This window comes from Vibrio sp. Isolate34 (assembly GCF_022397915.1).
Classification (GTDB): domain Bacteria; phylum Pseudomonadota; class Gammaproteobacteria; order Enterobacterales; family Vibrionaceae; genus Vibrio.
In genome coordinates this window covers 140,755-161,341 of sequence record NZ_JAKEUO010000011.1, presented here as the reverse complement: position 1 = coordinate 161,341, position 20,587 = coordinate 140,755, and the positions used below count along the sequence as shown (strand labels likewise).

The 20,587-nt window shown below is 42.2% G+C and carries 21 protein-coding genes and 1 pseudogene; 3 read left to right on the top strand and 19 right to left on the bottom strand.

Annotation, left to right across the window (positions count from 1 at the left end; genetic code table 11):
* Nucleotides 1–58: 58 nt before the first annotated feature.
* Both L1D22_RS13550 and L1D22_RS13545 read right to left on the bottom strand, forming a co-directional pair.
* Nucleotides 59–1,060, bottom strand: coding sequence for a metal-dependent hydrolase (locus L1D22_RS13550; RefSeq protein ID WP_239830181.1), 1,002 nt, complete (start codon nucleotides 1,058–1,060; stop codon nucleotides 59–61).
* Nucleotides 1,061–1,281: 221 nt separating this feature from the next.
* Nucleotides 1,282–2,091, bottom strand: a complete 810-nt coding sequence (locus L1D22_RS13545) for a sulfite exporter TauE/SafE family protein (RefSeq protein ID WP_239830180.1) — start codon at nucleotides 2,089–2,091, stop codon at nucleotides 1,282–1,284.
* Nucleotides 2,092–2,410: 319 nt separating this feature from the next.
* Here L1D22_RS13545 and L1D22_RS13540 point away from each other — a divergent pair, with 319 nt between their 5' ends.
* Nucleotides 2,411–3,388, top strand: a complete 978-nt coding sequence (locus L1D22_RS13540; RefSeq protein ID WP_239830179.1) for a DUF1852 domain-containing protein — start codon at nucleotides 2,411–2,413, stop codon at nucleotides 3,386–3,388.
* Between the two features lie 69 nt (nucleotides 3,389–3,457).
* The gene (locus L1D22_RS13535) at nucleotides 3,458–4,486 is read left to right on the top strand and encodes a methionine synthase (RefSeq protein ID WP_239830178.1); all 1,029 of its coding nucleotides are present in this window, start codon (nucleotides 3,458–3,460) and stop codon (nucleotides 4,484–4,486) included.
* A 98-nt stretch (nucleotides 4,487–4,584) separates the two neighbouring features.
* Here the strand turns inward: L1D22_RS13535 and L1D22_RS13530 are convergent, their stop codons facing one another.
* The 16 genes from L1D22_RS13530 to L1D22_RS13455 form a co-directional block, all read right to left on the bottom strand.
* Nucleotides 4,585–5,067 carry a tetratricopeptide repeat protein gene (locus L1D22_RS13530; RefSeq protein WP_239830177.1) on the bottom strand — a complete coding sequence of 161 codons (483 nt, stop codon included), beginning with the start codon at nucleotides 5,065–5,067 and terminating at the stop codon, nucleotides 4,585–4,587.
* A 27-nt stretch (nucleotides 5,068–5,094) separates the two neighbouring features.
* Nucleotides 5,095–5,646, bottom strand: coding sequence for a class IV adenylate cyclase (gene cyaB, locus L1D22_RS13525; protein ID WP_239830176.1), 552 nt, complete (start codon nucleotides 5,644–5,646; stop codon nucleotides 5,095–5,097).
* 88 nt (nucleotides 5,647–5,734) lie between these two features.
* On the bottom strand, nucleotides 5,735–6,127 hold the full coding sequence (locus L1D22_RS13520; protein WP_239830175.1) for a hypothetical protein: 393 nt from the start codon (nucleotides 6,125–6,127) through the stop codon (nucleotides 5,735–5,737).
* Complete coding sequence (locus tag L1D22_RS13515) at nucleotides 6,120–6,569, bottom strand: GNAT family N-acetyltransferase (protein WP_239830174.1); 450 nt, start codon at nucleotides 6,567–6,569, stop codon at nucleotides 6,120–6,122. The genes L1D22_RS13520 and L1D22_RS13515 overlap by 8 nt, the downstream gene beginning before the upstream one ends.
* Before the next feature lie 72 nt (nucleotides 6,570–6,641).
* A complete protein-coding gene (locus L1D22_RS13510) occupies nucleotides 6,642–7,160 on the bottom strand; it encodes a GNAT family N-acetyltransferase (RefSeq protein ID WP_239830173.1) in 519 nt (172 codons plus the stop codon).
* A gap of 46 nt (nucleotides 7,161–7,206) precedes the next feature.
* The gene (locus L1D22_RS13505) at nucleotides 7,207–7,674 is read right to left on the bottom strand and encodes a cold shock domain-containing protein (RefSeq protein WP_048669383.1); all 468 of its coding nucleotides are present in this window, start codon (nucleotides 7,672–7,674) and stop codon (nucleotides 7,207–7,209) included.
* Nucleotides 7,675–7,875: 201 nt separating this feature from the next.
* Nucleotides 7,876–8,550, bottom strand: a complete 675-nt coding sequence (locus L1D22_RS13500) for a hypothetical protein (protein ID WP_239830172.1) — start codon at nucleotides 8,548–8,550, stop codon at nucleotides 7,876–7,878.
* Nucleotides 8,551–8,663: 113 nt separating this feature from the next.
* Nucleotides 8,664–9,119 (bottom strand): hypothetical protein, encoded by a 456-nt coding sequence (locus tag L1D22_RS13495; RefSeq protein ID WP_239830171.1) that lies wholly within the window; start codon nucleotides 9,117–9,119, stop codon nucleotides 8,664–8,666.
* Between the two features lie 195 nt (nucleotides 9,120–9,314).
* A complete protein-coding gene (locus L1D22_RS13490) occupies nucleotides 9,315–9,815 on the bottom strand; it encodes an opioid growth factor receptor-related protein (RefSeq protein WP_239830170.1) in 501 nt (166 codons plus the stop codon).
* Between the two features lie 97 nt (nucleotides 9,816–9,912).
* Entirely contained in the window at nucleotides 9,913–10,749 is an 837-nt protein-coding gene (locus L1D22_RS13485; protein ID WP_239830169.1) for a DUF3626 domain-containing protein, read from the bottom strand.
* A gap of 472 nt (nucleotides 10,750–11,221) precedes the next feature.
* Nucleotides 11,222–11,695, bottom strand: coding sequence for a response regulator (locus tag L1D22_RS13480; protein ID WP_171308718.1), 474 nt, complete (start codon nucleotides 11,693–11,695; stop codon nucleotides 11,222–11,224).
* Complete coding sequence (locus tag L1D22_RS13475; RefSeq protein WP_239830168.1) at nucleotides 11,682–13,037, bottom strand: ATP-binding protein; 1,356 nt, start codon at nucleotides 13,035–13,037, stop codon at nucleotides 11,682–11,684. The genes L1D22_RS13480 and L1D22_RS13475 overlap by 14 nt, the downstream gene beginning before the upstream one ends.
* Before the next feature lie 6 nt (nucleotides 13,038–13,043).
* Entirely contained in the window at nucleotides 13,044–14,462 is a 1,419-nt protein-coding gene (locus tag L1D22_RS13470) for an SLC13 family permease (protein WP_016791670.1), read from the bottom strand.
* 197 nt (nucleotides 14,463–14,659) lie between these two features.
* On the bottom strand, nucleotides 14,660–15,550 hold the full coding sequence (locus L1D22_RS13465; protein WP_239830167.1) for a hypothetical protein: 891 nt from the start codon (nucleotides 15,548–15,550) through the stop codon (nucleotides 14,660–14,662).
* Between the two features lie 141 nt (nucleotides 15,551–15,691).
* Nucleotides 15,692–16,456 carry a 3-methyl-2-oxobutanoate hydroxymethyltransferase gene (panB, locus tag L1D22_RS13460; RefSeq protein ID WP_239830166.1) on the bottom strand — a complete coding sequence of 255 codons (765 nt, stop codon included), beginning with the start codon at nucleotides 16,454–16,456 and terminating at the stop codon, nucleotides 15,692–15,694.
* A gap of 307 nt (nucleotides 16,457–16,763) precedes the next feature.
* The gene (locus L1D22_RS13455; protein WP_102279961.1) at nucleotides 16,764–17,408 is read right to left on the bottom strand and encodes a hypothetical protein; all 645 of its coding nucleotides are present in this window, start codon (nucleotides 17,406–17,408) and stop codon (nucleotides 16,764–16,766) included.
* Between the two features lie 739 nt (nucleotides 17,409–18,147).
* On the opposite strand from L1D22_RS13455, the pseudogene L1D22_RS13450 reads away from it, so the two are divergent.
* Nucleotides 18,148–18,276, top strand: a pseudogene (locus L1D22_RS13450) (LysR family transcriptional regulator); the annotation flags it as partial.
* Nucleotides 18,277–18,405: 129 nt separating this feature from the next.
* Here L1D22_RS13450 and tnaA read toward each other — a convergent pair.
* Nucleotides 18,406–19,878 carry a tryptophanase gene (gene tnaA / locus L1D22_RS13445; RefSeq protein WP_239830165.1) on the bottom strand — a complete coding sequence of 491 codons (1,473 nt, stop codon included), beginning with the start codon at nucleotides 19,876–19,878 and terminating at the stop codon, nucleotides 18,406–18,408.
* Between the last annotated feature and the right edge of the window lie 709 nt (nucleotides 19,879–20,587).

Sequence of the window (20,587 nt, the reverse complement as noted above, 5' to 3'; positions counted from 1 at the left end):
CCTTTTTGACGACAGCTAGAAATCAGCAACGTAATATCGATTCAAAACTTCATAGACCTCAGTCGCCTTTCAACATATCTAAAAAAACCTGTCTCGACTCGGGTGTGTTGTCTCTGTGGGTTTCGTACTTGATATGTGTCTCGGCATCGGCAGACTGAGATAATTTGATACTCCAAAGTGCTATCAATTGGTTCGGTACAATTGAATATCGAACATCGATAACACGCAGATCATCCATTGGATCTTGCGCCACATAACCATTTGAGAACCAGCGAAAACGTTCAATGTCTTTAGCTTGTTGTGAATTAGGATCGAGCCAAGGGAAATCTTGACTCACATTCAGTTTAGCTATTGAGTCTCCAGGATAAGTTTTAACGGATATGCCGGCTCGAACAGCATCTACGTAGTATCGAGATTCTGTTTCGTAAACCACTTTCCACACTAAGATATTGGCAAAGCTCGGCTTGGCCTCTAACCGAATGGGTGCATGTTGTCGTTCTTGTGCTAATTGCCATCCTATCGCTTCTGCCCTATCCCTTTGTATCATGCCTAACGTTGGATAAATCAAAGCCCACAGAAACGCAATACGAGCTAACCAAGGGGTTCGCTTCCATGTTGCAAACACAAGTAATATCAAGATAGGGAGTGTATAGACAGGGTCGATAATCGAAATGGTATTCCAAGCATAACGCTCATTGGTGAGCGGCCAGAACAGTTGAGTGCCATACGTAGTACAAGAATCGAGTAAAGCATGTGTGCCATAGCCTAACGCGCAATACAGCCAACTCTGTTTAAACGAGAGACCACGCCTTTTGGCAATCAAAGGATACAAAACCAGAGCGCAAATCAGGCTGCCAATGGGGATAAACAGGAGTGAATGGGTAAACTGTCGATGGAACTCCAATGCGAGTAAAGGATCACTCTCCGATCGAATAAACGCATCTAAATCTGGCGCCATTCCAGAGAGCAAACCTAAAACCCCAGCGACCACCAAATGTTGTTTTTTACTCGCCGATTGTGACAAAGCAGCGCCTAGCACGCCCTGCGTTAACGGATCCATAAATCACTCACTTTTAGCATTCCTTTGAACTGAACAAGTACATTTAGCTATAGCAGTGAATCCAGTTAAACAACAAGATTTTGTCAACATACTCATAGACATAATCGTATAAATGTAGACTGACAAACAAAAAAGAGCCGCCTAATGACTGCTCTTTGTTCGTTTATGGAAACATCATCAAGTGTTCATGTTTACGAACGGGTAAAGGTAACTAACCATCATTAACGAGCCACCATGCTTGCCGCGATAACAACCAACAGTACTGAGAAGAGCTTCTTGATGGTTGGAACGGGTAAATGGTTTGTTGCTTTTGCGCCTAAAGGTGCGGTGAACCAAGACGTGCACACAATACCTAGAAGTGCTGGCAAATAAACAAAACCAGCAAAGCCATCATTTAGAGCAAATTGTCTACTGCCCGAGGTGATGTAACCGATAGAGCCAAATAACGCGATGACAATGCCACACGCAGATGCACAACCGATCGCCTTTTTCATATCGACCGAAAAGAACGTAAGCAATGGAACGAGTAACGCACCGCCACCAATCCCTATCATTGCAGACAAGCCGCCAGTAATGGTTGTCAGAACCGTTAATACACCTTTATTCGGTAGCTTTCTATCTTTAGGCACGTCGCTTTTACTGCTTAAGAACATCTTAATCGCGATAAGAACCACGCTCGCAGCAAACACGATACGAACCACCTTTTCAGGTAATAACGCCGCCATAAAGCCGCTAACCAAAGCACCAAGGGCAACACCTAACATAATCCAAGGTGCCAGATCCCAAGGCACGTTTCCATTCTTGTGGTGAGCGAGCGCAGAAGACGTTGAAGTAAATAGAATCGATGCCAACGAGGTCGCAATCGCAGCGACAACCACTTGGTCAGATGGTAGAACGTCTAAATAAAGTAAAATGCTGCTTAACACTGGAACTATAATCAGCCCTCCACCAATGCCCAAAAGCCCGGCAAGAAAACCAACACCACTGCCCAGTAACGCACAGTAGAAAATCAACAACAGCAATTCACTCATTTCATCCATCTCTTATTCAATTAATTATCTTAAATAACACAATATTAATGTGGTTATATTTCCATTAAGCTAATTAATATAACTGACACTGACTTAAATATTCAAACATATAGATCATGAAGATTCTTCATGATGAATGTGAAGTAATACCATTATTAATCCCACTCCCATCCACGTATAAAAACCTTAAGCAAATAAATTTAATACGACACTTTTAGTGAAGACAGCCTCGATTCTTAATCCGGTCAGACGCAAAAATAAAGCATTTAAATATTAAAGACCGAGAGAATCAGACAACGAATTGGAATACCAGATCAACATGAATAATGAATTTAACTTTACGATTAAGAGCATTAGCCTCGACGAAAACTACGAGCCTGCAGACAGCACGCGTATCACAACTAACTTTGCTAACTTGGCTCGTGGCGATAGCCGTCAAGCGAACTTACGTAACGCACTACAGATGATTGATAACAGTTTCAATGCGTTAGCACACTGGGACAACCCGAAGGGCGACCGCTACTCTGTTGAGCTTGAAATCATTTCTGTTGATATGGACATTGAAAGCAACGGCGAAGCCTTCCCTTCAATTGAAGTGCTAAAAACCAACATTCTGGACCACAAAACGAATGAGCGTATTGAAGGTATTATCGGGAATAACTTCTCTTCTTATGTTCGTGATTATGATTTCAGCGTATTACTTTTAGATCATAATAAAGGCCAAGATAAATTCAGTATTCCAGCTGATTTTGGTGATTTACACGGCAAGCTTTTTAAATATTTCGTTAACTCTCAAGCGTACAAAGAGAACTTTAAGAAACCACCGGTTATTTGTTTGAGTGTTTCAGATAATAAAACTTATTACCGCACAGAAAACCAACATCCAGTATTAGGTTTTGAATACCAACCGAATGAGTCTTCTTTAACTGAACAATATTTTAAGAAGATGGGCTTACAGGTTCGTTATTTCATGCCGCCAAACAGTGTTGCACCTTTGGCCTTCTATTTCTTTGGTGATCTGCTGAACGATTACTCTAACCTAGAACTTATCAGCACCATCAGTACCATGGGTACTTTCCAGAAGATCTACCGCCCTGAGATCTACAACGCGAACGCTGTTGCGGGCAACTGCTACCAACCAAACTTGAAAAACTTGGATCACTCACTGACTCAAATCGTGTATGACCGAGAAGAACGAAGCAAGCTAGCTGTTGAACAAGGTAAGTTCGCAGAAGAACACTTCATTAAGCCATACCAGTCGGTACTAGAAAACTGGTCTGCCAACTACGCGCTGTAATCGAGCTATTTTACGCGCATTAGGAAACGTACGATCCACTTTGGGAATCTAAGGACAGGCAGAATTATTATGAAAACACTATTACCGACTTCAACAGCAGGTAGCTTGCCGAAACCGTCTTGGCTAGCACAACCAGAAACACTTTGGTCTCCATGGAAACTGGAAGGCGACGAATTAACGGATGGTAAACAGGACGCACTGCGCGTATCGCTTCATGAACAACAACAAGCCGGCATCGATATCGTGAGTGATGGCGAACAAACCCGCCAGCACTTTGTGACGACCTTCATTGAACACCTGAATGGTGTCGATTTCGAGAAGCGTGAAACCGTTAAAATCCGCGACCGCTACGATGCAAGTGTCCCAACCGTCGTTGGCCCAGTTTCTCGTCAGAAATCGGTGTTTGTTGAAGATGCTAAATTCTTACGCCAGCAAACCGACCAACCGATCAAATGGGCTTTGCCGGGGCCTGTGACCATGATTGATACACTTTACGATGCGCATTACCAAAGCCGTGAAAAACTGGCGTGGGAGTTTGCGAAGATCCTCAACGAAGAAGCGAAAGAACTTGAAGCTGCGGGTGTTGATATTATTCAGTTCGATGAGCCCGCATTTAACGTGTTCTTTGATGAAGTTAATGATTGGGGTATCGCTTGTTTGGAAAGAGCCATCGAAGGGCTTAAATGCGAAACCGCAGTACATATTTGCTATGGCTACGGCATCAAAGCAAACACAGATTGGAAAAAGACATTAGGCACTGAGTGGCGCCAATATGAAGAAGTCTTCCCTAAACTGCAGCAATCCAATATCGATATCATCTCTTTAGAGTGTCACAACTCTCATGTACCACTTGAACTGCTTGAGCTAGTTCGCGGCAAGAAAGTGATGGTTGGCGCAATTGATGTTGCGACAGACTCTATTGAAACACCGGAAGAAGTGGCTAGCACGTTAAGAGAAACACTTAAGTATGTTGATGCAGACAAGCTCTACCCTTGCACTAACTGCGGTATGGCTCCCCTACCTCGCGACATTGCCTCAGCTAAGCTGAATGCACTCAGCGCTGGCGCAGAGATCGTTCGTAAAGAGCTTTCAGCGTAACGGCTGATCTGAATAGAAAAACTAAATCTTGAAGCCTAAGTATCGAATGATGCTTAGGCTTTTCTCATATTAAGTTAAGCGTGTTACTCGCAGCTCGCTTACCAAGTTTTATCCAAGTCTTGAGCATACAAAGAGATCGCGCGTTGGTACTCTTTTATCGCCTCGCTATTGGTCGTAGAAACCAACAACTCAAGTAACAGAGATGTCGCTTCTTTATGGCGACCTAAATTATACAAACACATCGCGTAGAAAGGCTGAACTTCAAGGGATTCAGGATACTCAGCCATCGTCTGTTCGAAATAGCTTAAAGCCTCTACATAAAGGCCTAGGCTTCGATAAGTACTCGCCAACCCGAAAAGCGCGTCAAAGCGTTCTGTTGAAGTAAGTTCGCCCAAAAGAGACAGTAAATAATGCTCGATAGCCTCCTGTTCTTTACCTTGGTTGTCGTAAGACCAAGCTATCTGCAAGTGCGCTTTCGCAGCATACTTTTGATCATCAAGCAGTGTCGCCAGCAAGTCTCGTGACTCTTGATACTTTGCTTCTTTACGCAACTCAACGGCTTGTTTGATAATGGTGTTCATAACTCTCCCTAACGCTTAATCGCTGTGCTATGCGTTCATTTCCTCAAACATCTGTTTATAAGATTGAGTTTGTAGTGCTGATTGAGTCAGCCCAAATCGACTAGCTAATAACTCCAATTCATCTTTATAAACCGATAACTTAGACTCATCGTCCGTCATGATAGCGAACTCTGCAAAATCACCGATACCCTTTAGTGAGTCGACAGTAATATGAAATTCACCCACAAAGTAAATACTGCGTGTCTTCTGCGCTTTTAGAATCACTTCGTAACCCAAGTTTTTAAGCATACTCTTAGCATTCGACGCATCGGTGATGTTTGTCGCTTCGCATCTGTCAGACTCTGGGCCTTTTACAATCCATAGCTTAATGCCCGACGGTTCCATAGTGCGAATGCACAAGCTTTTGTTTTGAGCTTGTAAGCTTCTGTCTGGGCTATCGAAATACCAATCGCACTCAAGATTATCTTGGAGCATCACTTCATGGGGAATAAGACTCAATGTCTTCAAGAATTCTGATTTAGAATCGAGGCGATATTTAAGCTCTACTTCGTATTTACCCTGAAAATGGTCGTTAGTCATCGATTAGCTCGGTGCAAAAAAGGGATACTAGCACACCAACAAAATCTGAAATACGGACTGGGACACAACACCACTTAAAACAGCCAAACTATGCACGACAAGCTAATACACGCTGCCATTCATCTTGGTTCATTGCCCCTTTCGGAAGGTAGATATTGCGCTTTTGCATCGCACCTTTCGTGTATGAAAGCTTAATAACAGACCCCATACCAAAAGGAAGAATATTTCCCTGTAACTTGACATCGCAAGCGTAACCATCGAAACAAACATGACCGTTGGCTATTTCAAAAGAGCGATTGCGAAACTTCCACCACAACATTACGACTTTTAATACCGAAACAGAACTGAACATCAACCCAATAGTAGGTAGTGATTGAGGGTTACCATCAAACAACCAATAAATAGACACTAACAAAAACGCAGCGAGTGCGAACTCAAGCAGAGTATATTTAACAAAATTTAATTGTATGCGGCTAACCATGGTGCCTTCCTTGTAGTGAATCCAAACGTAGCTCCATTTCTACCAAGCCTTTAACCTCGGAAAGTTTGGTGAAGCCTTTTGATTGATAAAGTTTAATAGCGGGGTTCTCACTGAACACACGTAGCACTAACTGAGTCGATGCTTGGTTGTTCGCATGTTCGATCACTAAATCTAAACACTTAGCACCAAAGCCTCTGCCTTGGTATTCAGCTAATATCTGAAAGTCTCTGAGAAACGTGGTGCCGCGGGTATAGCTGAAGCGGATGACACCAATACGGCTCCCATCAACATAGACTTCATAGTTATCCAGCTCATCCCAGCTTCGTAAAAACTGACTATGACCCCAAGCGATGCCACGAGCCTGATAGTAACTCGCCATATTCGTTTTGGTGATTAGCTCAGCGAAGTGAGGGTCTGAACCTTTGACCTGCTTTACTTCCATATTGTTTTCCTTACCTTCAAGTTGCTCCCTAATACTGCATCCAAAAATGCCATAAGTATTGAATCGAAAACGTTAAGAAGATTTAAGAGACATATCTGCGTCTAACGCCTTTTCCAACCACATTGAACTGATGTATTGGCCATTTTTCTTTGCATATTCATTGAACACACCAACTTCTCGAAAGCCAAAATGCTTATGCAGAGCGATAGATGCCTCATTAGGTAATGCCACACCGGAAAGAACTCGATGAACACCGAAATCAATGATTGATGCGAAGAGCTGAGAATACAACTTAGAGCCTATCCCTTTACCTTTTGCATCTTCAGTTAAATAAATGGTGACTTCAGCTGTATCTTCAAATGCTGATGTAGCTCTGTATTGTTGAGAGCATGCGAAACCAAGTAGCGAATCGTTTTCGGTTGCGACGTAAAGTTGATATTTACTATTGCTCGAGAATTGAGAGAACCATTGCTGTCGATTTTCCAACGTAAACTTCTCTTCTTCAAAGCGTGCATTAGTATGTTCAATATAAAAGTTGAAGATATCGGTGATGCCGGCCATATCAGGTAATGTCCCTACTCTGATTTCCATGTAATGTCCTTTTTGTTGTCTATTTTGAATGACTAATAAGCAGGCATCAATAGTGACTGCAGAGCTGACTCTCGCAAGGAATACCATCACGATCACCGTCTATTTTCACATTTGGACAGTTTGCCAAATAAAACTTTGCTTCATCACAAGATAGCATCTCACTACAGTGCGTTTTACCTTGGCAATTAAACCCCATGTTCTCAAATGCGGGATTTAACTTGGGCTCCAATACCAAAAGATATAAACCTGCGCCAATGAGACCGACGAAAAGTGCAGACAAAATAATTGAAAGAGGGTTAGATTTGGATGGTTCTATACCAACGAGTTGCGCACTCGAAGCGCTAAGTTTAGAGCCACTATTCGACAATTGAAATTCAACTTCATCCCCAATTTGAGGACGACGATAACCGTCCGTAAACTTCGATATATGAACAAAAACATCGCCCTCTAATTCATCTGAGTTAATGAACCCGAAGCCTTTCTCATCAACCCAGCGAACAATTTTTCCATTCATAGCTATTCCTTCTTCAAACCGCTTTCAACTCTTGACTAATATCACCAACAATATGCAGATTACATTATGACAGCTTAATATGGGGGCAAATTACTCGATGGACTCTTAACTTTACTCATTTTAGTCAGAATGTCTTTGCCCTTCCCATAAACAAAGATAAACCACCGTATACTGAAACCCACAAAGCAAAATTAAGAGTGGCTAACTTGAAGAGCTAACCATTGATTTTAACGATCGCACCGCGTTTTGGTAACTCACTCGTGGGTTGTTTCCCCAATACGCCAAGGCGTAAACACCTAGTACCTGTGAAGTCCAAAGCAAAGCCGATATCAGACAAGTACTATAAATATCTGGGAGCATAGCGATTGCCTTGTGATATTTTCCGTCTGGAATTGTCCCTTGCACTTCCATGATGCTCAAGGTGACGTTAATCGGCGTATAACCTATCCAGAATAAAACCCATGAGCCAGCAGCAACAGGTGATAAAAACAGAAACGGCTTTAACCATCGGTGAGGAAATAAGAAATATAAAAGCATGGACACATACAATACACTAAGAAACAGACTCCAAGAGCGCACGTTAATATTGGCAATCCAATAACTTTCTTCAGCATACATAAACAAAACAACGGTTCCCAAAATACTCGTAAACATAAGTTTGCCGATGTTAGTCGTCCTCTTTATCCGAAATAGGACATAACTTAGTATGGTCACCAAGACGGCAAACCACGCCATAATGTCCCAGTTCATTGAGAAAAAGCGCGGAGCGTAGGTATTGTTAAGTATGACAACGCCCAGTAAAACTCCGATAGATAAGTACGCAATGACTAACCGTACCATGAACCAACCTAGCTTTTTCATTACTTCATTATTCATCAGCGCAGACCAACTTTAATTGAGAACGGAAAAAGGCAGAGTTCCCTAACGTAATTACCTTCTGCAAATGCGTACCGAAAGTGCCAAATGTTGGGTGTCATGAAAATTGTCCTTTATTTGTCAACGCCAAGATTGTCACCCAGCTTTTCTATAAACCAAGTCCCTTGGCATGGGCCGTTGGTTAAGTGCCAACGACCATCAAATCGCTTGCTGTTGCCAGTTGCTGAAAAGCGATAGTCCCATTGGCGATGTTTGGCATATAAACGTAAGTCGCCGCTTTCCGTCACCCAGCCTTCTAATGGTGTACCGTTGTAAGTAAGCCTTAGTGTGGCTTTACCTTCATGAATGGATCCGGTGATGGTTGTGCGTTCACACATGTTATTGCCAGTGGTGTTTATACGACGGCCTAGCCACTCACCGTCAAAGTCAGTAGATGGTACAAATTGGGGACTATCGGGAAGTTTAGGGAACGACTCGGAATTACTGGACCCGAACCATTGAAATTCGCCACCAGCGAGGAAGAAGACAACAAAGCCAATTGATACAGCGATGACAAATCCCTTTTTCATAATCTAGTCGCCTTCTTATAAAAATCAGAAGAACCCTAACATAATGAAAAGTAATAACTTACTATCAATTTAATTAATTTTGATATATTCCACAAATTGCATTCAAATGTTGAATATAGAGAAAGCGGCATCGTGCGAAAATGCCGCGCATTGAGAATCAATATGTGCAGTGCTGAAAGCTCTGCACAGAAAAACCTAACCTTCTAGGGCATTACGCCAATATTGCACCGTTTTATCAGACACAGAACCGGTTTCATTCGCTGCTGCGACCAAGAAGTCACATAATTTAGTCGCAACTTCTTCATTGCCTAACAAGTATAAACTGCGAATGGCTCGTATTAGTCGAAGCTGGTTATGATCATGATTCTTCAACCATACATGGTTTGCTGGGCTAAGTGGCAACAATGACGATATCTCACTTCCATCTCTCTGCATGCCCCAAAACTCAAGCATCAGGTCAAGCACTTGTAGATGAGCTGTGCGAAGGTCTTCTGAGTTAGCAAAAATCGCCCTGTCTTCTTGGGTAACCAACGGTGCATGTTGATTAAACTTAGTCCCTTCATCGATTGGGAAAAACACTTGAATATACTTATGGTCGTGCTCCAACCAAAAGTGATTATAAGCTAACAACTGTTCAATATTACGACCAAATTTGTCTGGCACTTCACCAGAGATAAAGCGAGCGATCTCACTCATTTAAAATCCTACCGATTATATATTACTGCGGGTTTCCGCTAAATGCAGGGAGTTACGATTAAAACCTCCCAATAGCCTACTCTCCTATTAGAGAGGCTCATTCTGATTGATAACCAAACCGAGCCAAGTAATGCCAGACCTTCTTTACGTCTTGTTGGTCATAACCTTGCTCTGTCACGGCTAGCCCCAGTATTCTCGCATTGATCTTGCCGTTTACCGCTAACTTTTTTGCGAGTTCGATAAACGACTGGCCACGATAATCTGGATAGCGGCTCATCTCTTCTAGGCTTAACTCGTAGCCATTGTGCCACTTTATCGGAACGCCCAATTTCACCGCGCGTTCTTCAATAATCGTCGAGCGGTAAATAGGGTCTAATACAAGACATTCAATATCGTCTTTCAGAGAGATAACCCCATGAACATGCGCCTCGATATAATCATCGAGTAAATCGACATCCGACGAAGATGCTTTATCAATTAACGCTTTTACTCGGCTAGAAACCGCGAAGTCTTCTGGCTCAAAGAAACTGTCTGGATAACAAAACGTGGTTCGTGCCAAGGTGTCGGCTTTCAGCTGGAAATAAGAGGATCCAAAGCGGGATGAAGCGCCAGTCTCATAGTTACGGTAGTTCAGTGCGCCATATTTTGGCCTAAGCGTGTTCGGAGCATTGTCATACGCGCCGTCGAACACTCGCTTTTCCCATAACCAACGGTCACCACCGGGGTAAGCCGTAATCCCGCCATTGCTGGTGCCCGTTTCAAATTGAGACTTCAAACATCCATCGTCAGCCATCGCTTCGAGCAAAGGTATATTGTCAGACGTATAACGATCGGGGTGGAAGTTGATCGTCACCGCGCAACTCGTTAAACAATCCGTGCCTTGTGATTTCAATCGGATATTTTCGATTGCTTGCTCTACTGCATTGCCAACCATGAAGTCTCCTGTTTTCGAAAAAGAATACTGCGCGACTAAACAATTAGAACAACGCAGACAATAAACTTAACCCATTAAGATATGAACACAAAGCCTAGTTTATAGATTGCCTGCCAAGTGTTAGATATCAGACTGTTTGAATAACTCTGGTGAGGTTTCCGAGTTTACTTTTCTACAAAACGACACTGATACTCTGCGACACATTTTAGCTCTGCTGCATGTTCAGGGAATCGTTCGTGAAGAAAACACAAGGCATCCGTTGGTCTTGGTCTGGCGTATGAGTTTTAGACTTAGCCAGCAACCTGTGTGTTAATAACTGAGAACTAAAACCTGAACGGCTAAAAGAGATAGGTAATATATGCACCGAAATATTAGATCTTTCAAAGAAAAAATCCTTCAGAAAGCATCCTTCGGTGCATACAATTTCAAGCGACTGACATCAATGACTAGCGTAAGTCGCTAACATAAGAGACTAGCGTAAGCGTCTTAACACAACCTGCTGGTCAAGCTCATTCTGATAGTCCGTGTAATCAAGCCCTTGATCAAATATGTACTCAGTAACAAGAGTACGAATGCACTCAACTAATGTGCTTGCTTGCCAAGGCTTTTCAAAGTAACGGTCGATGCCTGCTGCATTAATCGCATTGATGGTATCAGTATGAGTGGCCTGCCCCGTAAGAAGAATTTTCTTTGTATTCGGAAAGCGGCTGTCATGGGACACGTCAGTGAGTAACTCCACACCCGTTTTCCCTGGCATCACATGATCAGACACAATAACGGTAATGTGTTCGCCTTCTGCGTCAAGTTCATCAATGAGATCAAGCACTTCTTGCGCTGATTCACAATCTTCAATATTCAGCCAACTCGCCAGCGGCTCTAAATCTTGTACCACTGCGCTCAGTACTTCTCTCTGGTCATCGACACAGATTAAATTAAGCTTCTCCATGTTCACCCTCTATTGGTAACTTGATTCTAAATACCGTTTTAGAAGCATCACTTTTCACAATAATACTTCCGCCATAACCTGCCACAATCCGCTTAACTACTGATAAACCCAAGCCCAATCCAAACGATAAACCACCTTTTTTAGTGGTGAAGTTGGGCTGGAATACCTTTCTTCGAGTCGCCTCGTCTATCTCAGGGCCGTTATTCGCGATCGTAACTAATATTCTTTTCTTACTTAATCTGGTTTGAATCTCTATTGCGGCATCGTCTGAATTCGACATTGCATCACAAGCATTCTTTACAATGTTGACCCAAATCTGAACGAGCTCAGTTTTTGAGCCTTTAAAAGACGGTAAATCCGCAGGGCTCAATCGCACAGACACTCGACGTAACTCACTTTGTAACAACGATAAGGCATGGTTAATGGAGTCGTTAATATCGACTGCTTCTTCCGTGTCGATATCAACTCTGCCAAGTTGTTTAACCGATTTTACGATGCCAACGGTGTGTCTAGATGCCAAACGTAAATCATGTAAATCACAGCCCATCTGCCAAAAACGAATCGCTTCTTCTGGTTTTTTCAGCCAATGTTTTGAAATAACGTCTGTTGCATATGAAGCGTCAATTGGAATCGCCTTTGCAAGAGAGCGAGCAATGCTTTTGTCTAAACCATATTTTCTTTCAAATTGTCGCCCACGTGTTCGTGCTTCTAACGACGACGTTTTCTGACCATGCATTAAGCCAAAATCGAAAAATTGACTGGCTTCTGGATGCACTTCTTCAAGCAGCTCCATGATGACCGTTTCAAGTCGACCAGATTTACTATTTACTACACCAATAGCGTTGTTAAGTTCATGAGCAATCCCTGCAGCCAATTGACCCAAGGTCGTCATTTGCTCAGCAGTATGTAACTTCTCTAGCGCTTTTTGTTTCGCTATCGCTTCTTGTGTTGCACGGCGTTGACGACGCGACAACTCATTGACAATCACAGGTGTAAACTGTGCGGTAAGAGGGCCAAATTTACGCTCATCTTCTGCCGGCGTGTCTTTATCGATCCACGCTAACTCAACATCGGTTTTAGCAACAACCGTTGAAGATGCTGTCCAATTACCAGAAAAGAAGCTATGAACGCCTATAAAAGCCCCACTACCCGCGCTAAACACTCGCACTTGCGGTGTATTCGCTTCGGAATAAAACCCTTCCAGTTCCCCACTCAACACATAATATAAACGAGTGTTTAACGCTGATTGTTCAATAATGGTGTTACCTGCACAGCACGTCACCCGACGTTCTGTGTGATTAAAATAGCGATCGATCAGTGCTTCTAGCTTTTGTTGATACACGTATCGTTATCCTATGTGACCAATTGAATGTAGCAGCCACACCATAACAAAGCTCAATAGCACACCAACCACACCCAAAATAATACCGATTCTGGCCATTTGATTACTTTGCACATGACCAGTGGCATGAGCCAACGCATTCGGTGGCGTACTGATTGGTAGCGACATACCTAATGAAGCGGCAAAAGTCACAACCAGAATTAACGTTAACTCACCGCCTAGTGGCGTGAGTGAAGCCATAGACGAACCTAATGCAGCCATAATTGGCATTAACAAGTTAGCCGTTGCGGTATGAGACATAAAGTTTGCCATTACCAAACACAAGAACGCCGCTCCGAACAACACCACATAGGGTGAGTAAGCATCAAACGGAATACTGTGTACCACCAGCTTTGCTAAGCCAGTTTTATCGAGCGCTAAACCAAGCGCAATACCACCTGATACAAGCCACAATACGTCCCAAGAAATTTTCTTCAGGTCTTCTTTATTGATGATCCCAGTAAGAGAGAATACAGCAACAGGAATCAGAGCGACGGTATAAGAGTTCATGCCATGGCTTGAACCCATTAACCAAAGAATGATGGTGAGCGCAAAAGTGACGTACACCGCAATGGCTTTGGGCGTTTTAAGGAATTTACCTTTAATACTTAATTCGATTTTCTTTTGGTCAGCTTTGTACATAAAGCCGATTAAAAACCACGCTAACGCCATCATAATAACGACAAACGGCACACCAAATGCCATCCATTCGCCGAACGTAATGAGGTTATCGCCAACTAAATATTTAAGTGCGATAGCATTCGGAGGGGTACCGATCGGGGTACCAATGCCACCGATGTTAGCGGCAACAGGAATACAAAGCGCAAACGCTACACGACCGGGGTCTTTCGGACCAAACACAGCCAGTACCGGCGTTAAAATAGATAGCATCATTGCCGTTGTTGCCGTGTTAGACATAAACATCGAAAAGATACCAGTGATCAACATTAAGCCGAGCATCACGAACTTTGGGTCTTGTCCAAATGGCTTCAACAACACGCGAGCTAAGTTTACGTCTAATCGATATTTAGTGGCCGCCATCGCTAGGAAGAAACCACCTAAAAACAGCATGATGATTGGGCTAGCGAATGTCGCCATGATATCGCTGTATTTTAACAGCTCACCAAAATGCTCCTCCCCATGCTCAAACCTTAAAAAGATCAGCCCTTTATCCGACAACATCAATAATTGCAGAACGATAATAACAACAGACGTCGCGTAGATCGGGATAGGCTCGAACACCCAGCACAATGCCGCTAATAAAAAGATCGCGATAACGCGTTGTTGAATAATCGTAAGGCCTTCAAATGGAAATGCAGATAGCGGCATTACGAGGATAATGAAAGGAATTAAAATAGGGATAATGTATTTAATATAGGGGCGCATAACACAAAAACTCTTCCTGAGATAACAACTACTTAGAAATTAGATTTAGAGTTCTAATTTAGTCCGACAACGAATTATCGACCTCTTATCACTATCTCACTATCGGCTAGATCAATGATTACGTGATCACGATATCCCCTTTTTCGATTCTGTGCGCTACCTCTACGTTTGTATGTCATTTATTGTTGCAATTAAATTTACTGTTCTAACAAACGACACTGATACTCTGCGACACATTTTAGCTCTGCTGTATGCTCAGGGAATCGTTCCTGAAGAAAACACAATGCATCCGCTAGGGTTATCTGATGTAGATTCGACGTATACCCAAAAACCAATCGGTGGACATTGTCATAGAACTCATCTGAATTATCTGAGCTTTCACACTGTGCCAAGATAGCTTGATCAATCTCATCGTCAGGATCTTCCAATGGGCTATTGGCCTGTCGATAAAGATTAGAAAGCATTGCGTCATATTGCTCTTTCGACAGATCTTCCTTGCAACGCAATATCCACGTAAGCGTAATGAGGTTGTGCCCAAAGAAACCAAACTGTTTGAAGCATGCTTGTAATACGCTATTGAGCTCTACGACTCCGCTTGTGTCAGTGCTTCGGTCGTCATCAGAACGGGTCGATGTGACAAATTCGGTGAAGCGGTTAAGGAATGCTGGAACTTGAGACGACTCTAGCTCACGGTAAACACGATTCAGCGCCAATAAGATAGTCACATTGTGGGAAAGATATTCGCTTGTTTGAGAAGCCTGCGAAACGTAATGCGAGAAAATATCTTGAAAGCTCTTATTCTCATGCCACTGCATTAAAGCAGCATACGCCGCTGGGTATACTCCGTTTTCCAATATCCTGTGAATACGAAATTCTGAGAACTTTGAGGCCTGCACCGTTGCAGAGTACTCGCCTAAAACTTCAATCTCAGTTTGGTTTATCAGCTCACTCGTTTTAAGCCAGACATTGTCTGATTTAGCGAAATACCCATTCAGATAATTCGCAGCCAAATAAGCTTTTAGAGAGTGAGGTTGATGGATGCTGGCACTGCTATAAAGTGCCTTTTCCAATAGTTGGTCGCTTGTCATGTTTCCTCCGTGAAACTGACGTTTGATGAGAGAATCGAGACTGCTCAACACCGAACGTCCAAATACAAATCATATGCTTATCGTAATGCACGGAAAAATGCCATGCATTACGATTCAACCTAAAGCAGTTATCTAAGTGGATTATTTGCTCAGGTTGTTCGGAAATACGTTCGTTTTCACTTCCGTAGCAAACTCATTTGCTGCGTCAAAGATAGTTTGGCTGCAATGGGCATACTGTTTTGAAAATGGAGGCCATCGGTTACCAAGCCCAAGCGCATCATTGATCACTAATACCTGACCATCACAATCGGCACCCGCGCCAATCCCAATCGTAGGGATGCTAATCTCTTGAGTAATCGATTCGCCAAGTGAAGAAGGTATGTGCTCAAGCACCAACATAAACGCACCCGCTTCTTGAATCGCTTTTGCTTCTTCGCTTACGGTTTGAGCATCTTCAGCAGATTGCCCTACTTTCTTAAAGTTTGTTGCCGTTTGCGGAGTTAACCCCGTATGGCCAACAACTGGGATATTGTTTGCGACAAGGTGAGCAATAACATCGAGTTTCGCACCTCCTAGCTTAATGCTGTCGGCACCAGCTTGCATCAGCCTTTTTGCATTAACTAACGCTACTTCAGGAGAACGATCGGTTAAGTATGGGAGGTCGCCAATAATGTGCGTATTTGGAGCACCGCGACGCACTGCCCCTACATGATATTCCATGTGTTCAATGGTCACATCTCGCGTACTGCTAAAGCCCATTTCAACCATGCCGACAGTATCACCAACGAGAATAATAGGTATCCCAGCAGATTCGATACTTGCAGCCACAGGGAATGTATAAGCGGTCAACATCGGAATACGTTGTTTCCCTTTCATTTCCACAAAAGAACTTGGAGTGTGTTTCATGTTCTTGCTCTCATAAAATCATGCGTATTAAAGCACTGATACTATTAGTTTTAATTGAGCTATGGAAGTGAAAATATGGTGTTGACTAAACGCCCACAAATTGTGTTCAATTCAACAAATGCGTTGAGTTAGTGGACGTTAAACCTAGGGGAAAGTTATTGTTACAATGAACTATTGATGCCATAACACTGCATTAAGTGATGAGCAACGCCACAACAGAACTTAACCATACCACCGTAAGCACAAAACCCAACGATGGAATGAAAAATGCCATGCGTTGGGAATCTTTCTTAGTCTCTTGTTATAGCTAAATCGCACCGTGATAAATTTTATTGTCAAATGAAGCTTTATCAAAACGTCTAATGTAATCAATTAATTTAATTATATACTCATCAAACTGCTCAAAGTCTTCACGAACACTAATATCAAGCATGGCTGATTTTTTGATGTAGTAAACTATACGCGCCCATGACTTGAAGTGTTCTTCAGATAAATCAGCAGCCACTGGCAAAAGCGCAGTTAAAGCATCTACATCAACTTGGCAATGATAGATAAAACTATGGCGAAATGAGCTTGGAGTACTTTTCTCACTTGTAAATTCTGACTTTAATCGATTTAGAACAGTTTGATTTTCAGTATGAGAAAGACCATAAAAACTAAATGATTCTGGCATTGATTTAAAATTGGAGAATTCATTTATTATGAAGATTAAAAACTCTCTAAGGCGCTTTTCTTTGGCTATTTTTTGTTTTGATGCTTCCCGCTCTTGCCATTTATTGAAAACCAGTAAAACGACAAAAAGCTCAAAAAACACGCCTGTAAACTCTGGTAATAGGTTATCGGTATAGTGCTCTAGCCCATATTTAACAAAGCCATGAGTCACAAAATACACTAGAACTAACAAACAACACCACATGATGTTTGTTTTGTTTAAATGTTTAGAAACGTTCAAATTATCTCCGAAATTAATATTTAGCTATAACAGCTATTAGACAGAGAAATTCTGTATTTAAATTCAGAGTTTCTGTCTAGTTTCTTATGTAGCCTATCTTAAACTACTGACTCCAACCATAACAATGACTTATCGTTCTTAGTTTGTGATTGAACAACAAAATGTAGATTTTTTCCTGTCTAACGAGACTAAGTGTTAAAAAAGGTGAGCTCTGTACTTAGTGGTATTGTTAAAACAAGTTTACTATTGACAATAAAGACAATACTCCCACTTCCAAAACCCGGTTATTTACTCATTTATAATTAAGATAAAATCAGAAAAATATCGAATTCAACTTGGGAATTTTCATTCTATAAATTCAAACAAAGCGGATTTTAATAACTCCCTCCCCTTCATACGTTTACGATAAATAATAAAATTAGATTTTATAAAAACAACTTGATCAATAAGTGTTTTTGTAAATTTTGAATTACATACTATAAAATTTAATCTTCCTGAAAAACTTGCCATAATTCCACACGCTCTCCCAATCTTGATTCGCAACACATGGCATTAGTGTGTTGCATATAGACTTCCTATAAAGCCGTTGGGAAGAAGGAGTTTATATTTAAAATCAGGAACGAAAAATGAACCAACAACGTCAACTAAGCACTTTAACAATCGAACATGAGCCATTCGAGGAAAAGCAAGATTTACCAAATGGAAATCAAGGGATTAGCGAAGCTCTGACGCTGTGCTGTCTTATCAAGGTGACATCAAAATCTACGCTAATACCCTGTTCTGGGAGCGTTTGGGATCTAAGCTCTACTTCGCACTCAGCCAAGACGCACCACATGCTCACTATGCACTTGTGAGATGGGGAACCAATGACTTTTGAAGATCCTCAAGTCAGTATTACAAAACAACAAGTAACCTGCTTCTAATTGATCTAACCAACAAAAAAGAAAGGCTCCCGCAAGAGCCTCGGTAATAGTGACTATTCGCTTATATTTTTATTCTAAAATGCTTCTTCGAGCGTTTGTTCATTCTTTTTTCCTGCTTGTTTCTCGCTTATTTCTACCTCTTTCAAGCGCGCCGTAAAGTGTCTTAACACTGGCGGTTCATACGTAAAGTCGAGCCCTTTCACTTTGCTTGCGTTCTCTTTCACTTTTTCGAACGCTTCAATAATGAAATCCATGTGTGTTTGTGTGTAAGTCGCACGTGGAATGGTTAAACGCAATAGCTCTGCAGGACATGGATGCTGCTCTCCCGTTACGGGGTCACGACCTTGCAATAACGAGCCAATCTCAACCGCTCTTATGCCCGCCACTTTGTACAGTTCACACGCCAACGCATGTGCGGGGAATTGACCGGCTGGAATATGAGGAAGCAGTTTACCCGCATCCACAAACGCAGCATGACCGCCCGCTTGCTGACACACGATACCTATCGCCTCTAAGCCATCAACGAGATATTGAACCTGACCGATGCGATACTCCAACCAATCCTGACGCATGCCGTCATAAAGGCCAACCGCAAGGCGCTCCATTGCACCTCCCTCTAAGCCACCATAGGTTGGGAAGCCTTCTTGCACGACGCACAGGGTTCGACATTCTGTGTACACATCCATGAAAGAGTCGTCTTTAAAGCACAACAAGCCGCCCATTTGTACCATCGCGTCTTTCTTAGCCGACATAGCCAAACCATCCGCGTATTTATAAGACTCACGAGTGATCTGTTCGATAGTCCAATCTTGATAACCGGCTTCACGCTGCTGAATGAAGTAAGCATTTTCAGCGTAGCGTGCAGAGTCCATGATCACCGGAATATCGTACTTCTGTGCGATTTCATACACCGCTTTAAGGTTAGCGATAGAGACAGGTTGCCCACCAGCTGAGTTACAGGTAATGGTGCTCACGATGTAAGGAACGTTGGCAGCGCCTGCTTCTAAGATCGCCTCTTCCAACTTCACGATATCGAAGTTGCCTTTAAAGTCGGCATTCACTGAGGTATCAAACGCTTCTTTGGTATAAACGTTCTTCGCCACGCAGCAATTCACTTGAGTGTGGCCTTGCGTGGTATCGAAGAAGTAATTCGACAAAGCGACCATTTTGCTGCGATCGAGTCCCTTTTCCATCTCACGCTTTTTGATCAGCACTGGGATATAAATCTGCTCTGCGCCACGCCCTTGGTGGGTAGGAATAGTCAGCTCATAGCCGAAGATATCTTTCACCGCGTTCGACAATGCATAGTAACTGCGACTGCCACTGTAGGCTTCATCACCCATCAACATCGCAGCTTGCATACGTTGGGTAATAGAACCCGTACCACTGTCGGTCAGCAAATCGATGAACACATCATCACTGTCGAGTAGAAACGGATTCATACCCGCTTCGACAATGGCTTGCTCACGATAAGCGCGAGTTGTTCTTTTTACTGGCTCTACAACGCGAATACGAAACGGTTCTGGTAGATGTTTGAAATTTTCCATAATAGTACCTTTCAACAAATTCAGCCTAAGGCGAAAAAGCCAAATTCATTATTTTTAGATGTCACGATTCATCACCATTAATTTTATTTCATGCACGATCACACTCGTGACAATTACTATAAAAATTAATAGTTAGAAATAGATTATTGAATCAATGACGTATTGATTAGTTTCCAATTAATAATGACTAAGAGACAAGATCTCCATGCGTAAAAACAAAGACTAAACGCATGAGTTACGACATGTCTTAAAGACGAAATTAATAGGATTGGGCAAAGCTCATGAGCTCTGCTGGCGCGTAACGCCTTGAGGGTACTACTCTGAAGAAAGGTGGAACGAGAGCTGGTGATCTAAAGTATACCAAGCTAACAAGGTTAGCCATGTTGTTGATTGCCATTTCAGATACATGTTCACAATATATCCCTACGTTGAAATCAAGGTGATCCGAAATTTAAATATAGTGCAATTGTTTTATAAATACAGCGAAAGAAAGTATAAGTGTGATCAATATTTAGAATGGTAATTAAATACGATAGCGTGTTATATAAAGTGTGAATATCGTCAGTTCATATACTATTAAACTAGTTCATGGAATTAACCAAACGTCGAAAAATAACTGTAGTGATAAGGGATTGCGGTAATAGGGATTTAATTAAAACTAATGGCAGATAAAAACAAGCTCTGATAATCACTGAGTTCAGTTAACTTC

Excerpts from the sequence above, each read along its gene's own strand:
- L1D22_RS13530 (WP_239830177.1), bottom strand. The coding sequence starts at position 5,067 with ATGAACACCATTATCAAACAAGCCGTTGAGTTGCGTAAAGAAGCAAAG.
- L1D22_RS13505 (WP_048669383.1), bottom strand. The coding sequence starts at position 7,674 with ATGAATGGAAAAATTGTTCGCTGGGTTGATGAGAAAGGCTTCGGGTTC.
- L1D22_RS13540 (WP_239830179.1), top strand. The coding sequence starts at position 2,411 with ATGAATAATGAATTTAACTTTACGATTAAGAGCATTAGCCTCGACGAA.
- L1D22_RS13515 (WP_239830174.1), bottom strand. The coding sequence starts at position 6,569 with ATGGAAGTAAAGCAGGTCAAAGGTTCAGACCCTCACTTCGCTGAGCTA.
- L1D22_RS13490 (WP_239830170.1), bottom strand. The coding sequence starts at position 9,815 with ATGAGTGAGATCGCTCGCTTTATCTCTGGTGAAGTGCCAGACAAATTT.
- L1D22_RS13480 (WP_171308718.1), bottom strand. The coding sequence starts at position 11,695 with ATGGAGAAGCTTAATTTAATCTGTGTCGATGACCAGAGAGAAGTACTG.
- L1D22_RS13545 (WP_239830180.1), bottom strand. The coding sequence starts at position 2,091 with ATGAGTGAATTGCTGTTGTTGATTTTCTACTGTGCGTTACTGGGCAGT.
- L1D22_RS13465 (WP_239830167.1), bottom strand. The coding sequence starts at position 15,550 with ATGACAAGCGACCAACTATTGGAAAAGGCACTTTATAGCAGTGCCAGC.
- L1D22_RS13500 (WP_239830172.1), bottom strand. The coding sequence starts at position 8,550 with ATGAATAATGAAGTAATGAAAAAGCTAGGTTGGTTCATGGTACGGTTA.
- L1D22_RS13520 (WP_239830175.1), bottom strand. The coding sequence starts at position 6,127 with ATGGTTAGCCGCATACAATTAAATTTTGTTAAATATACTCTGCTTGAG.
- L1D22_RS13495 (WP_239830171.1), bottom strand. The coding sequence starts at position 9,119 with ATGAAAAAGGGATTTGTCATCGCTGTATCAATTGGCTTTGTTGTCTTC.
- L1D22_RS13470 (WP_016791670.1), bottom strand. The coding sequence starts at position 14,462 with ATGCGCCCCTATATTAAATACATTATCCCTATTTTAATTCCTTTCATT.
- L1D22_RS13485 (WP_239830169.1), bottom strand. The coding sequence starts at position 10,749 with ATGGTTGGCAATGCAGTAGAGCAAGCAATCGAAAATATCCGATTGAAA.
- tnaA (WP_239830165.1), bottom strand. The coding sequence starts at position 19,878 with ATGGAAAATTTCAAACATCTACCAGAACCGTTTCGTATTCGCGTTGTA.
- L1D22_RS13550 (WP_239830181.1), bottom strand. The coding sequence starts at position 1,060 with ATGGATCCGTTAACGCAGGGCGTGCTAGGCGCTGCTTTGTCACAATCG.
- cyaB (WP_239830176.1), bottom strand. The coding sequence starts at position 5,646 with ATGACTAACGACCATTTTCAGGGTAAATACGAAGTAGAGCTTAAATAT.
- L1D22_RS13510 (WP_239830173.1), bottom strand. The coding sequence starts at position 7,160 with ATGGAAATCAGAGTAGGGACATTACCTGATATGGCCGGCATCACCGAT.
- panB (WP_239830166.1), bottom strand. The coding sequence starts at position 16,456 with ATGAAACACACTCCAAGTTCTTTTGTGGAAATGAAAGGGAAACAACGT.
- L1D22_RS13535 (WP_239830178.1), top strand. The coding sequence starts at position 3,458 with ATGAAAACACTATTACCGACTTCAACAGCAGGTAGCTTGCCGAAACCG.